The organism is Pseudomonas viridiflava (assembly GCF_003702045.1).
GTDB classification, from domain to species: Bacteria; Pseudomonadota; Gammaproteobacteria; order Pseudomonadales; family Pseudomonadaceae; genus Aquipseudomonas; species Aquipseudomonas viridiflava_C.
The window spans coordinates 91286-104613 of the sequence record NZ_RBTP01000036.1 but is presented as its reverse complement, the minus strand read 5'-3'; the positions used below and the strand labels follow the sequence as shown (position 1 = coordinate 104613).

Here is a 13328-nt window from a genome sequence, read left to right as displayed (position 1 = left end):
GATCAACCGACTTTGGATCAATGAAGTCAACGCCGTGGCCCTCCAGCAGGACCGCGACAGCTTCATGCGCATTTACGATCACTTCGCCCCACGTCTGTTGCGTTATCTGACGGGGCTGAATGTGCCGGAAGGCCAGGCGGAAGAACTGGTGCAGGAAGTGCTGCTCAGGCTGTGGCACAAGGCCGATACGTTCGACCCGAGCAAGGCGAGCCTGGGCACCTGGCTGTTTCGGATTGCCCGCAACCTGTACATCGACAGCGTGCGCAAGGACCGGGGCTGGGTGCAGGTGCAAAACTCGCTGGAACAGCTCGAACGGCTGGAAGCGCCACAGGACAGGACGATTGAGTACAGCCAGCGTCAGGAGCAGCAACTGGCCATCGCCATCCAGAACCTGCCGACCGACCAGGAGCGGGTGTTACGCCTGTCTTATTTCGAAGCACTCAGCCATCGCGAAATTTCGGAGCGCCTCGACATGCCGTTGGGCACCGTGAAGTCGTGCCTGAGGCTGGCCTTTCAAAAACTGCGCTCGCGGATCGAGGAGTCCTGATGAATACCTTACGCCACCCGGACGACTCGACACTGATCAGCTATTGCGCAGGCGCGCTGTCGCAAGGCATCTCGCTGGTCACGACCGCTCACTTGGAACGCTGCCCTGTCTGCCGCACGCGTTTGCGGCAGGCCGAACAGATCGGCGGTGTACTGATGCAGAAGCACAGCAGCACCGTGGTGCCCTTGCATGGTCGAGCGGCCATGCTGAGCAGACTGGATGAACCCGCGCCGCAGCAGAACCCCGCGATCAATCCGCAACTGGCGTCCAATCAGGACCCCGATTTGATGCCGGCCTGCCTGCAAACGCATTTTGGCCAATACCTCAGCGGTCTGAAATGGAAAACGCTGCTTCCGGGCGTTCAGCGCGTGCAGGCTCAGGGGATCGAGCAAGGCAACCTGATGCTGCTGAAAATCGCTCCCGGCGTCAGCATGCCGATGCACAGCCACAGTGGCAGCGAAATCACGATGGTGCTCAAAGGTTCGTATTACGACGAGTTGGGGGATTTCAAGCCAGGCGACGTGGCCGACCTGGACAGTGACGTCCAGCATCAGCCTATCGCCTATGGAGAGTGCATCTGCCTGCTCGCCACTGACTCGCCGCTGCGTTTCCACGGGTGGCTGGCGCGTATGATGCAGCCGTTCTTCAAAATCTGACGAACGGCTTCTGTCCCGATACCAGGCCGCGGCTTAGCGCTGAATGCCAACGCCCAGCGAGGCCAGCGCGTCCCAGTAGCCAGGGTACGTCTTGCCGACGCAGTCCGGGTCCAGAATGCGAATGCCGCCGATTTTCAGGCCCGCCAATGCAAAGCACATGGCGATCCGGTGGTCGGCATGAGTGTCGATCAAGGCATCAACCGTGGTGCCCGCCAGCGCCGGGTTGGCATGCACCACCAAATCATCCCCCTCTTCAACCGCCAGCCCCGGCGCAATCGCGCACAGACCGTGAGACAACGCCGAAATCCGGTCGCACTCTTTCACGCGCAGGTTGGCAATGCCGACAAAACGTACCGGCTGGTTATTGAAGGCGGCCAGCACGGCCAGCGTCGGGATGGCATCCTGCATTTGCGAGCCGTCGATCACCGCCGGCATGTTCGGGAAGCTTTCAATGAGGTGACTGGCCAAAGCGTCGGGCTGAGTGAAGGCGTCGGTGGCGACACCCAGATCGATAGCGCCCTGCGTCAGTGCCTGAGCGGCCCACAGGTAGGTCGCTGCGGACGCATCCGGCTCGATATGGAAGTCCGTGGCGCGATAGCCGGTGGCTGACACTTTCCAGGTCGCGTCGTCGATGGCCTGAACCTGAGCACCGAACGCCTGCATCGCCGCCAGCGTCAGGTCCACGTAGCCGCGTGCACCGATCTCGCTGCCGGTCAGAGCCACTTCCAGCGGGCCTTGGCCACACGCGCCCGCCATCAACAGCGCCGAGACGTATTGGCTGGACAGGTTGCCGTCGATCTCGATGCGTCCGGCAGCCAGACCGCCCTTGCCTTTGATCGCCACGGGCGGGCAGCCGGTCGGTGCGCTGACATCAACCCCCATGCGCTGCAAGGCATCGACCAGCGGACCGATGGGCCGTTTGCGCATGTAGTCGTCGCCATCGACCACGAAGTCGCCTTCGAAGTTGGCCAGCGCTGCCGTCAGAAAGCGCGTCGCGGTTCCGGCATTGCCCAGAAACAGCGCCTGTTGCGGGGCCTGCCAGCGGCCGGAGCTGGTGACCACGAAGGTGCTGTCATCCGGCTCATCGACCTGCACGCCCATCAGGCGCAAGGCCTCGGACATCACGCGGGTATCGTCACTTTTCAGCGCGCCGGTCAGGCGACTGGTGCCTTTGGCCAGACCCGCCAGCAGCAGGGCGCGGTTGGTGATGGATTTCGAACCGGGCGGGCTGACACGCCCGACCAGCGGGCGCTCGACAGGCAAAACAGTGAGAGTGGCTTGAGATCGCATAATGTCCCTGAGCGTCAGCGGAAAAATCGCGATCCTAGCACGAGCAAGGTGCGGCGTTCATTGATGAACGCACGCCTTTTGGCAAGTCGTTGAGGGCAGGTCAGCTTCCACATCCATAGTTCATCGGCTGGTGGGAGGCAGCTCTCAAGCAAAATACATCGGCTGAATAAACGCTGAAATGGCTTCTGCCCGAAGGGCGTGAGAACTCTCGCAGGTTACGACGGCAGCGATGGGCTGCGTAGCAGCCCTTGAATGCATCTGACTCACCGCATGCGCAGGTCTTACTGCCGGTTCCCAGATCGCCAACCAGTCGCCTCCCACAATTTGTGCTTGCTGCCAGACAGCGTTGCGGTCAGACACCGCTTCCAAAATCCGTGTTCATTCAGTGGGCCACAGGGCGTTTGTCGAGCGAACAGGCAAAGCCTCAGCCTTGGTCGCCAGACAATTTTTGCAATTGCGCGTTGACCGCCTGTAACTGGTGACGATTGGTCGCCACGTCCGTGACGTCGTATATCACCAGACACACATGGCTGATCTGACCGGTGGTCGAGCGCAGCGCAAACAGCGTGGTGTTCTGGTACATGAATTCTTCCTGCCCGGTGATGGGCTGGTAATTCTTGAACCGCACCAGATAGGGCCGCTGCTCCCAGATCGTGAAGGCGGGGGTGCCCAGGGTCACGACGTTGTCGATCTTCTTGCTGAACCACGGCTGGTTGACGTCAGGAAACAGCTCGAAAAAGGTCTTGCCAATGGCCACGTAAGGCACCACGCCCGAGCGGTTTTCCATGAACGTGTTCCAGACCGTCACCTGATAATTCAGGTCGAGCACCACGATGCCCACGTCGATATTTTGCGTGACGGCCAGCAACCAATGCAGCTCGTTGATTTCGATAGCGTTGCTCATGGGTCAGCTCATCAGGTAGGCGAGTTTTTTCGTCAGCAGATCGACCGAGTCTTCGGTGAACAGCATCAGCAGATCGAAATGAATGTTGTGGCCTTCGACGGTGTAACTGATCTCCACCGCCAGTGTCTTTTTCCAGCGCTGGCTGTTGATCCGAATCAATTCATCGATGCCGCCCTGGGCGCCCAGCAATTGCGGGTGACCTTGAGAGAACGCGATGTCGATCTGCTCGGCAATGCCACTCAGGCAGGCGCCGATCAGGATCGTCGACAGGTCCAGAAGCATTTCCATGTTGGAGGAGTCAGGCGAGTTGCCGCCCATCAGCTTCGACACGCCGGAGATTTCCGAATCATGGAAGATCAGCAGCGCTTCACCGGCAATCCCGCCACCGATATAACCCTGGCAGACAGCGGTCAGACGCTGGTCACTGTGAGCATCCGCCAGCGCCATGTGCAGTTCGCCCACTTCGAGCATATTCACGTTGGGCACGGGCAATTGCACGAATACACCCAGCACCTTGGCCAATAGCGCGGCCGCCCGACCCATCGCCACGTTGACGGTTTCGCGGAAGGCATCCTGAAAACTGATGATGCCCTGCCCTGCAGGGGCCTGTTTGGCAACAGCGACAGGCAACGCCGAAGGTTTTCCCAGCAGGCCCAGGCGTTCCAGCGTATTTTTGAGTTCGTCGGGATCGGCAGGCTTTTTCAGGAACGCCAGCGCGCCCAGTTCCATGACGCGACGCACGGCTTCATCCTGCACATCGCCGGATACCACGATCACTTTGGCATCCAGTTGTTCTTCACGAATCGCGGCGAGGGTCTGGTAGCCGTCCATGACCGGCATGGTCAGGTCCAGCAGCACCACTTTCCCAAGACCGCTGCGGATCGCCTCCAGACCTTCCTGGCCCTGAGTCGCCATCGTCACCGATACATCCCAGTCGGCAGGCAATGCCCGCATCAACTGTTTGCGCGCCATGTTGGAGTCGTCGCATATCAATAGCGCAAGAGTGGACATCGTGTAGTTCTCACTGCAAAAAATCAGGCTGCCCCAGGCGCAAAGCATCGGGCAGATAACATCAGGACGATAGCCGCACGTCAGTTTTGATAACGTGACGGGCCAGACAAATCAATATCATATTGATATCACTCCTGCTACTGTCGAAATACAGGGCTGCACACCGTCGATGGCGAGCGCTGGTTTATGCATACTAGAAGAGTTTCATAAGCTGCCACGTATTGAAACCAAACGTTTTTTAGCACGGGCCTGAAGGGCTGGTTTTTTCCCGGGCACTTTCGCTGCGGACACAACAGGTCTATTATCAAGTGATAGTTTTCTAAACGATCATTCGATAGAAAAGGTGGCTTATGTCCCTCGCCATTCGCGATTACCATCCGGCGGCGTTGCAAGAGCAGGATTTCTGGCAACAATTGGGTATTCCTCCCCGTGGCGATGGCCTTTACACGGCACTGCGCAATGGGTTGCCGTATGAAATATTCGAACGTCTGGCGCACTACACCGACCTGAACCGCTCAACACTCGCCGAACACTTGGGAATTGCCCCCGCGACGCTGCAGCGTCGGCTGAAAGTGCGTCAGTTCAACGCGGAAGAAAGTGATCGTCTGTTTCGCCTCGCGGCGGTCTACAAGGCAACCCTCGACCTGTTCGAGGATGACACAGAGGCCACTCGTCGCTGGTTGGCGAACCCGGTCTATGGCTTGGGCAATCGACGCCCGCTGGAAATGCTCGCCACCTCCGCCGAAGCCCAAGCGGTGCTTGACCTGATCGGTCGTCTTGAGCACGGGGTCGTGGCTTGATTACTGTCTATCGCCTGGTCAAACGCAAATGGCTGGCCCAGGCGTTTGACGGCGAAGGCGCGAAACTCTACGGCGGACGCTGGAACAGCAAGGGCAATGCCTGCGTGTATTGCGCAGGCAGCGAATCGCTGGCACTGCTGGAAGTGTTGGTGCATCTGGGCAATGCGGCCGTGGCCCAGCACTACGCGATGCTGGAATTGCAGATCGCCGAAGAGCATGTCCTCAATGCACGCCTCGACACCTTGCCCCTCGACTGGCGCGAGGAACCCGCCCCGCCTGCCACGGCATCGTTCGGCGACGCCTGGCTGGCGTCCAGTGACAGCCTGGCGCTGGCCGTACCCAGCGTAATCATTCCGCGCGAATCCAATTACCTGCTCAACGTGCGGCATCCCGAGTTCGCCACTGTCGTGGCAACCGCCCGGAATCTGGATTTTGTGGTGGATGCCCGTTTGGGCCGATTCACGCCCTGAAAGAGCAAGCAGTGGTTCAGGTAAGTTCCGTACCCTCAGATGATGCGTAGCGCACTGAATAAATCAGACTTTGTGGGAGTGAGCTTGCTCACGTAGGCTTTATTGCAACGCTGCCTCTCGACTGGGTCGACAGGCCCCTTCGTGAGCAAGCTCACTCCCACACGCCTGTGTTTGCTGCAAGACAACCCTATCCGACACGCTTCACTCAGTAACCGGCACCGCCATGCCCTTGGGCCACAGCAGCCAGATATTGCCCTTCTGTTTCATGTCGCCTGCCAGCTTGCCCGCCTCTTCACCCGTTCCCCAGAACAGATCGGCGCGTACTTCGCCAGCAATCGCACCGCCAGTGTCCTGAGCAGCTACCGGGCGCACGATGCTGGCGCCGTCCGGCCGGGTGGTCGACAGCCACAGCAGACTGCCCAGCGGAATGACCTTACGATCGATCGCTACGCTGTAACCGGCCGTCAACGGCACGTTCAGCGAACCGCGCGGGCCTTCGTTGCTGTCGGGGTTGCGACCGAAAAATACGTAGCTGGGATTGCTCGCCAGCAATTCAGGGACGCGCTGCGGATTGGCCTTGGCCCATCCTGCAATGGCCCCCATCGTGACCTCCTCTTTCTTCAACTGGCCCTGCTCCACCAGCCAGCGTCCGATGGGCTTGTAAGGTCGGCCATTCTGATCGGCGTAAGCCAGACGCACCTGCGAGCCATCTTCCAGACGCACGCGGCCCGAGCCCTGAATTTGCAGAAATTGCAGGTCCATCGGATCGGTCAGCCAGGCAACGATGGGCGCATTCAAACCGTTGGCGCCGATGGTGCCGGCGTCGTCGTACGGTTTGAGCACACGGCCTTCAAGCCGTCCACGCAGACGCTTGCCTTTGAGCTCGGGGTAAACGCTGTCCAGATTGACCACAATCAGATCATCGGGAACGCCATACACCGGCACCCTGGCGGTTTGCGTTTGAGCCAGGCTGCCGGGGTAGACCGGCTCGTAATAACCGGTGATCAGGCCGTCAGCGCTGCCGTTGTCGGCACGCAGGCTGTAGACCTGCAATTGATCGTGTAGGAACGTACGGATTTCTTCGGCGCTCGGCGCAGGCGCCAGGTTGACAGCCGCGCCACAGGTTGTCCCCCAGACAGCATCCGCTTTCAGACGCGTACACGCACTGCGCCATGAGGCGAAACCGGCCTGCAGGTCTTCGTCAGACACTGCTGGCAGCGCATTCCAGTCGGCTTGAGCGTAGGTGGTGTGCGGCGGTTTCGCCGGGGTGGCCGGTTTGTCGGTCTTGTCGCACGCCACAAGCATCGCCGCCAGTGGCAGGACCAGCGCCAGGCGCCGGTGCCAGGGTTTGAAAGAGAACGTCATCAGCGCAAATCCTTGTACAGCCGCAGCAGGCCTGAAGGTAAAAAACGCCATTGTGGCCCAAGCGGGCGCTGGGACAAAGGGCTGATGGACAGACCATTGAACGACTCATCCCATAGGTTGTTCAGATGATGGTCATTGCCAATGGTGATTTCCGCTGGAGATCCGGGTTTTTTACAATGAACTCAACGTTTAAATACATCTGACCCAGTGAGGACTGATATGCGTATTGAAATCGGCATCAATGAGCAGGATCGTCAACAGATCGTCGACGGCTTGTCACACCTGCTTTCCGACACCTATGTGCTGTACCTGAAAACCCACAATTTCCATTGGAACGTCACCGGCCCGATGTTCCGCACCCTGCACTTGCTGTTCGAAGAGCAGTACACCGAACTGGCCACCGCCGTCGATTCCATTGCAGAACGTATTCGCGCACTGGGCTTCCCGGCACCGGGCACTTACACCACCTACGCGAGCCTTTCTTCGATCAAGGAAGAGCCAGGCGTACCGGACGCTGCCGAGATGATCAGGCAACTGGTGGAAGGTCAGGAAGCCGTGGTCCGCACCGCTCGCGGCCTGTTCCCGCTGCTGGAAAAAGTCAGCGACGAACCTACCGCCGACCTGCTGACCCAGCGCATGCAGGTTCACGAGAAGGCTGCATGGATGCTGCGTACGTTGCTTGAAGGGAACTGATGCGCCTACCGCTGGCATCCGCTCACTGAACGGATGCCAGCTGTTTTACCAGCTTGCGTTGACGTCACGGCTGACCAGGGTGCGGTTCAGGATAATCGCGGTTGATATCCAGAGGCGTCGCGTACGGCCCGTCCCACAGCTGGCGATGCAACTCACCGATACGCTTGGCCATGCCGCTGTCATGCATCACCACTTCCAGATTGCGCGAGTTGTCCAGGTAGCCGCCTAGCCAGTTGCTGGTTCCAACCCATGCCACCTGATCGTCGATTTCCATCGTCTTGCTGTGGATCACCCGCGCATAAGGAATGAAGCCCTGAACGGCGAGCGGCAGCGTGACGATCCGCACCTGCACATTGGGCACCAGTGCCAGACTCTTCAGGTACGCAACCTCCGGCATGCCGGTGTTCCAGTCTGAAACCATCAGCTTGATCGAAACACCGCGCGCCGCAGCACTGCGGATGGCGTTGTCGATGACCGGGTAATAGGGGCGGCTTTTGTCCGGGCCATAAGACAAAGGGGCATAGTCCAGCAGTTGCACACGCACTTCGCGCTTGGCATCGGCCAGCAAACGCGGCAGCTCGACTTGCGAATCGATCACCCTGGGCGGGTTATAGCGTTGCGGACTGGCCACCAGGTAGTTACCCACACGTGGGGGTTCGCCTGCGGGCGTCGGCGTTGGAACCGGTTTGCCCTCGGCAAGCGCCGCCTGCGCACGCCAGTCCTGATCGAAGATGGCTTGAACCTGTCGCACCAGATTCGGCTCACTCACGCGCAGCCCTGTTTCGTGGATGTGTTCGAGCGAGCGCCAGTCGAAGTTCTGGCTGCCGATGAATGCCTGTTGGCCGTCCACCACAAAGAACTTGGCGTGGATGATGCCGTTGCCGGTCAGTTTGGCGTACGGCAGCACCTGCAGCGTGAGGTTTGGAATGGCGCGCAACTGTTCAAGCGTTTTTGGATCGGACAGTTTCAGGCCCTTCTCTTCGAGAAGAAAGCGGATCTGAACACCCCGCTGCCCGGCAGCCCGCAGGCTTTCGATGACCTTTTCCATGACCGAGCCCGATTGATCGGCAACGTAGAACTGTTCGATGTCGATGCGCTTCTGCGCGTTATTGAACAGCTCACGCCAAACATCGCCGGGCGCACGCAGGTCCGGGGTTTGAAGATCGGTGCCCACCGGAACGGTGTGGACCAGCTCAAAGCCCTGGATGGAAAACTCGGCGTGGGCCACCGAGCTCAACAGCCAGAACGCGACCGCCAGACCGAGGTGGCGCAGCGGCGTGCAGCGTAAGGGAAGCATGAAGGCCATAAGTATCTCGTCGCAGAGACCCAAAGCACCGGCGCGCATCAGAACTGCACGCCGGATGCCGATCAGGCCGTCCGGTAGTTCAGTGGGGCCGCAGCGACCGGATGGACTGTTTCTTCTTCAACCCGCGCACCGCTGGAAGCGCGGATCAGCAAAATCTTGAGCTGATCGTTGATGCGCTCGAGGCTGTTCTGGAAGAAGTTGTGAAACACCACGCAGAACAGGGCAATGGCAATGCCCAGGCCTGTCGCGTAAAGAGCCGTACCGATGCCGGCGGAAATCTGTCCCGGGTCCGAGACACCCGCGCTGGCCAAGGCCTTGAACGTGTCGATGATCCCCAGAATGGTCCCCAGCAGGCCCAACAACGGTGCGGCCGTGGTGATGGTTTCGATGAGCCAGAGACTACGGGACAGCGGTGCCCGTGTGCTCAGGTATTGGGTTTCGATGACGTCATCCAGATCCCTGCGAGAACCCTGTGCACTCTTCTGCGCCAGGACCGGGAGGATCATTTCCAGCGGCAGACCAGGCCGACGCGTCAGTGCCTGGGGCAGGTCTTTTTCACTGTGTACGGTTGTCTTGAGCGCCGCCTGCAGATCGCGGGCCTGACGGCGCACATAGGCAAAATAAATGCCTCGCTCGATGGCGACGAAGATCGCGATCGCGATGGCGGCGTACATCACATAAAACGTGATGTTGTGCAGCTGGTTCATATCCATGACGCAGACCTCGGGTCAATGAGAGTTAGAAGTTGGCTTCCAGAGAGACGGTCACCGTACGTTCCACGCCGACGATGTAGGCCGGGTCGCCATCGCGGAAACCGCTGTAGGTCGCCGCGTTGGTCTTGGTGGTGTACACGCCGTCCAGGTATTTCTTGTCGAACAGGTTGTCGACGTTCAGGCGCAAGGTCGCGTCCTTGACCACTTTCTTGTCCACAGGCAGGTAGATACCGGCACCAAGGTTGAAAATGGCGCGGCCGGGAATGCTTTCGTCGTTGGTCAGGTCGCCGTAGAGCTTGCTGGTCAGCTTGCCGCCGAAGGTGCCGTAGTAGCTGCCATCGTCGTAACCGAGGTTGGCCGCCAGCATGTTTTTCGGCACGTTGGCGAATTGCTTGCCGCTGGTGGGCAGCTCGATGGCGGTGCCGTTATTGAACACCGTCAGGTCATCTTTCTGCTTGGCGCGGGTGTAGGTGTAGGAGGTGTAGTAGTTGAAGTGATGCGGCAGCAGGCCGCTCCACTCCAGCTCCAGACCGCTGTTGTCCACTGCACCGGCGTTGATGTCTGCGAAGTCGCCGTTGATGTCCTTGGACGACACCTGTCGATCCTTGAACTGCATGTAGAACAGGGTTGCCGCCAGGGTCATGTCCTGCTCGGTAAAGCGCCAGCCCAATTCGTGGTTCCAGCTGGTTTCCGGCTTGCTGTTGATCGAACCTGCGCCTTGGTCATAAAGCACGTAGTTCTGCGGCACCCGCATGTTGCGCGACAGGCTGTAGAACAACTGGTCGCGCTCATCCAGTTGGTACTTGAGGCCAACGTTGGGCAACAGCTTGTTGTAGGTCTGATCACGTTTTTCCGGACGCTCGGTCAGGCTGCCGTGGTTATCCCCTTCACGCTCGACATTCATGTAGGCCAGACCGCCAATCAGGGTCCAGTCCGGGGCGAAGTACCAGGTGTCCTGCGCCCAGACTTTCTGCGCCGGCGTCACGGTGTAACGGTCACGGCCCTGAATTTCATTGCCGTTGGCATCGACCACGTAGTCCGAATCAGGCCAGATGCTCTGCGGCTTGCCGTTGCTCTTCAAGCGAATGAATGGCTGGGTCTGCAACTGGCGTGCGCGCTCATACCAATAGCCGACCTGCACGCTGTGCTCGTCGTTGACGTCCCAGTTCAGTTTGGTGGTGATGCCCGGGCGCCAGGTTTGTGTGCGCGATGGACGGTAGTAAACGCCGGTGGTCGACGAGCCGTCTGCATTGAACGTCGCAGCTGTCGGCTGGTTGCTCAGGTCGAAGACGCCACCCTGATTGGAGCCACGGTTGAGGGCGTAAGAGGAGCTTCCCACGCCGCTGCCATTGCCCCAGAAATAGTACGGAATGACCGACAGCGACAGGTTGTCGGCGAGTTTGAACTGGGTGTTGAGCACACCGGTGAATGTCTGGAAGGGGTTCTGCGCCAACTCGTAATAGCTGGACTGCTTACCGTTGCCATCCAGTGCCGGGGTAGACGGGTACGGGTCGAACTTGCGCCCGCCCTGCTGAAACTGGCTTTTGGTGAGCTGGCTGTAACTGTTGTTGTCCTGCTCGTGGTACTTGAGGATCAGGTTGGCGGTGTTGCCCGACCCCATGTCGAAAAAGCTGTTCCATTCGACCTTGTCGGCGCGCACCGCACCGTCGCCACGCCACTTCTCGCCTTCGGTGTGCGACAGCGACAGCCAGTTGCTCAGCCCGTTAACCTCACCGGTATTCAGCCTGGCGAAGGTCTTGTAGGTGCCATTGCTGCCTGCCACCTGTTTGACGAACGCTCCGGTTTCCTTGGTCGGCCGAATCGTCACGATGCCGATATTGCCGCCGCTGGAACCGATGTGCGGGCCGTCGCTCTCGGCAGAGCCTTGGGTGACGAAAATCTGGTCGATGTTTTCCGGGTCGCCCAGCAGGTTGGAATACAGCGCGTAGTTGCCGGAATCATTGATTGGCATGCCGTCGACCGACATCCCCACCTGATCGGAGTTGAGGCCGCGCATGGTGAACTTGAAACCGGACAGGCCCGTGGCGTCCTCGCTGGAGATGTTCAGGCCCGGGGTGTATTTGAGCTTGTCGATCGCGTTGCCTGTTGCGGTCTGCTTGTCGAGTGCTTCCTTGGTCACCGTGGAGCGCGCCTTGATGCTGTCCTCCTGGACCATGTAACCGCCGCCTGAAGTTGCCTTGCCTTGTACGCCGATGGTGCCGACGTCGCTGCTGGTGTCAGCCATGACCATACCGTGGCTCATGCCGGCGGCGACCAAAGCAAGGTGAATTCTGGAAAACTTCATCACGTTGTTCCTTGTCAGTACTACTGCACGCTGTAGTTGAAGGTAGCGGTGAAGCGCTGCTCGCTGCGTCCGCCGAAGGCTTGCTCGGGAAATGGCTTGACCTGTTTGATGCGTCGAAGGCTGCTGGTCGCTGCGCGGTTGAGCAGCATGCTGGAGGCCTGACTCTGAATGCCTGAATCCAGCACGCGTCCCTGACGATCAACCAGCAGCCAGACGATCACCTCGCCACTGGGGCGCTCCAGCGATGCCTGACGTCCGGTGGGGTACTGTTTGTAACCGTCCAGCTCGTTGCGCAGGCCTTTCAGGTAGCCACCTTCCAGCCCCTGCGTATCGACCTTGGGCGGAGCCGGTGGCGCGGGGGGCGCAACCGGAGCGGCAGGCGCACTGACCACCGGCTGGCGAGGCACAGGTACGGGCTCGGCGGGCTTCGCTACCGCAGGCGTAGGCTTGGGCACCGGTTTAGGACGAGGCTTGGGTTCTGGCTTCGGCTTGGGCTCGGGTTTGGGCACCGGTTTGGGCGGCGGTGGCGGCGGCTCGGCCTCTTCGCTGTCGACGACAGGCACGGGCGGCGGTGGCGGTTCATCAGGCTGAACAGGCTCGACCGGCTGAGTGTCTGGCGGCACAACAGGCTCCGGCACAGTCGGCTCCGGCTCGACCAAGGCCAGCTCAACGGCCGACTCGTCGTAAACCGGTTCCACTTTCAACGGTCGGGTCTGCATTCCCATCACGATCGCGATGAGCGCCAACAGGGCGGGCAGGCCGCCCAGCCACTGACGTATGCGAAACAGGACGTACATGATCAGGACTTACGCGTGGCGATGGACACGGACGTGAAACCACCCAGGCGCAGGGTGTCCATGATCTCGACCAGTCGCGCCACTTCAACGCCCTTGTCGCTGTTAACGATGATGGTGGTTTTGGTGTCAGGCTTTTCCAGCGCTTTCAATGCAGGCACCAGCGCGTCGACCGTGGTCGCTTTGCCGTCGAGCTGCAGTTCGCCATTGAGCCCCAGGGTGAGGATCGATTTGTTCTGCGGCTTGAGCTGCTGAGAGCTGCTGGCACTGGGTAACTGAGTTTTCATGCCCAGCGCCGGAATCACGTTCAGGCTCACCAGCACAAAAAACACCAGCAGAAACATCATCACATCGATCATCGGGATCAGTTCGATGTGCGCCTTGCGTTTCTTAGGTTCGTCCCACGTTCTCATGCCGTCTTCCACCGCTTGTCAGAGGCCGAGAATCTAGCAACCGAATATGTCCGATCAGTTA

General features: G+C 59.7%; 14 protein-coding genes. 5 read left to right on the top strand and 9 right to left on the bottom strand.

Annotation, left to right across the window (positions count from 1 at the left end; translation table 11 throughout):
* The first annotated feature begins 34 nt into the window (after positions 1 to 34).
* Both ALP40_RS12365 and ALP40_RS12360 read left to right on the top strand, forming a co-directional pair.
* Complete coding sequence (locus ALP40_RS12365; protein ID WP_181115870.1) at positions 35 to 547, top strand: sigma-70 family RNA polymerase sigma factor; 513 nt, start codon at positions 35 to 37, stop codon at positions 545 to 547.
* Positions 547 to 1203, top strand: coding sequence for a ChrR family anti-sigma-E factor (locus ALP40_RS12360; RefSeq protein WP_122208552.1), 657 nt, complete (start codon positions 547 to 549; stop codon positions 1201 to 1203). Before ALP40_RS12365 ends, ALP40_RS12360 begins: the two co-directional genes overlap by 1 nt.
* Positions 1204 to 1236: 33 nt before the next feature.
* Here ALP40_RS12360 and ALP40_RS12355 read toward each other — a convergent pair whose 3' ends face one another.
* The 3 genes from ALP40_RS12355 to ALP40_RS12345 all read right to left on the bottom strand — a co-directional run bounded on the left by ALP40_RS12355 (position 1237) and on the right by ALP40_RS12345 (position 4408).
* Positions 1237 to 2493 carry a 3-phosphoshikimate 1-carboxyvinyltransferase gene (locus ALP40_RS12355; RefSeq protein ID WP_122208551.1) on the bottom strand — a complete coding sequence of 419 codons (1257 nt, stop codon included), beginning with the start codon at positions 2491 to 2493 and terminating at the stop codon, positions 1237 to 1239.
* Between the two features lie 424 nt (positions 2494 to 2917).
* Complete coding sequence (locus tag ALP40_RS12350) at positions 2918 to 3397, bottom strand: PAS domain-containing protein (RefSeq protein WP_122208550.1); 480 nt, start codon at positions 3395 to 3397, stop codon at positions 2918 to 2920.
* A 3-nt stretch (positions 3398 to 3400) separates the two neighbouring features.
* A complete protein-coding gene (locus ALP40_RS12345; protein WP_122208575.1) occupies positions 3401 to 4408 on the bottom strand; it encodes a response regulator in 1008 nt (335 codons plus the stop codon).
* Positions 4409 to 4758: 350 nt separating this feature from the next.
* Between ALP40_RS12345 and ALP40_RS12340 the strand changes: the two genes are divergently transcribed.
* Together ALP40_RS12340 and ALP40_RS12335 are read left to right on the top strand one after the other, a co-directional pair.
* The gene (locus ALP40_RS12340; RefSeq protein WP_122208549.1) at positions 4759 to 5208 is read left to right on the top strand and encodes an antitoxin Xre/MbcA/ParS toxin-binding domain-containing protein; all 450 of its coding nucleotides are present in this window, start codon (positions 4759 to 4761) and stop codon (positions 5206 to 5208) included.
* A complete protein-coding gene (locus ALP40_RS12335) occupies positions 5205 to 5678 on the top strand; it encodes an RES family NAD+ phosphorylase (RefSeq protein WP_122208548.1) in 474 nt (157 codons plus the stop codon). The genes ALP40_RS12340 and ALP40_RS12335 overlap by 4 nt, the downstream gene beginning before the upstream one ends.
* Positions 5679 to 5879: 201 nt before the next feature.
* Here the strand turns inward: ALP40_RS12335 and ALP40_RS12330 are convergent, their stop codons facing one another.
* Positions 5880 to 7043: a murein transglycosylase A gene (locus ALP40_RS12330; protein ID WP_147478315.1), complete on the bottom strand. Its 1164-nt coding sequence runs from the start codon at positions 7041 to 7043 to the stop codon at positions 5880 to 5882.
* 219 nt (positions 7044 to 7262) lie between these two features.
* Here ALP40_RS12330 and ALP40_RS12325 point away from each other — a divergent pair, with 219 nt between their 5' ends.
* A complete protein-coding gene (locus ALP40_RS12325) occupies positions 7263 to 7736 on the top strand; it encodes a Dps family protein (RefSeq protein WP_122208546.1) in 474 nt (157 codons plus the stop codon).
* 64 nt (positions 7737 to 7800) lie between these two features.
* On the opposite strand, the gene ALP40_RS12320 is transcribed toward ALP40_RS12325, so the two are convergent.
* From ALP40_RS12320 to ALP40_RS12300, 5 genes are all read right to left on the bottom strand, one after another.
* Entirely contained in the window at positions 7801 to 9042 is a 1242-nt protein-coding gene (locus ALP40_RS12320) for a phospholipase D-like domain-containing protein (RefSeq protein ID WP_122208545.1), read from the bottom strand.
* Between the two features lie 62 nt (positions 9043 to 9104).
* On the bottom strand, positions 9105 to 9755 hold the full coding sequence (locus ALP40_RS12315) for a MotA/TolQ/ExbB proton channel family protein (RefSeq protein WP_122208544.1): 651 nt from the start codon (positions 9753 to 9755) through the stop codon (positions 9105 to 9107).
* Between the two features lie 25 nt (positions 9756 to 9780).
* Positions 9781 to 12060 carry a TonB-dependent receptor gene (locus tag ALP40_RS12310; RefSeq protein WP_122208543.1) on the bottom strand — a complete coding sequence of 760 codons (2280 nt, stop codon included), beginning with the start codon at positions 12058 to 12060 and terminating at the stop codon, positions 9781 to 9783.
* 20 nt (positions 12061 to 12080) lie between these two features.
* Positions 12081 to 12857 carry an energy transducer TonB gene (locus ALP40_RS12305; RefSeq protein WP_122208542.1) on the bottom strand — a complete coding sequence of 259 codons (777 nt, stop codon included), beginning with the start codon at positions 12855 to 12857 and terminating at the stop codon, positions 12081 to 12083.
* 2 nt (positions 12858 to 12859) lie between these two features.
* Entirely contained in the window at positions 12860 to 13267 is a 408-nt protein-coding gene (locus tag ALP40_RS12300; RefSeq protein ID WP_003380333.1) for a biopolymer transporter ExbD, read from the bottom strand.
* Between the last annotated feature and the right edge of the window lie 61 nt (positions 13268 to 13328).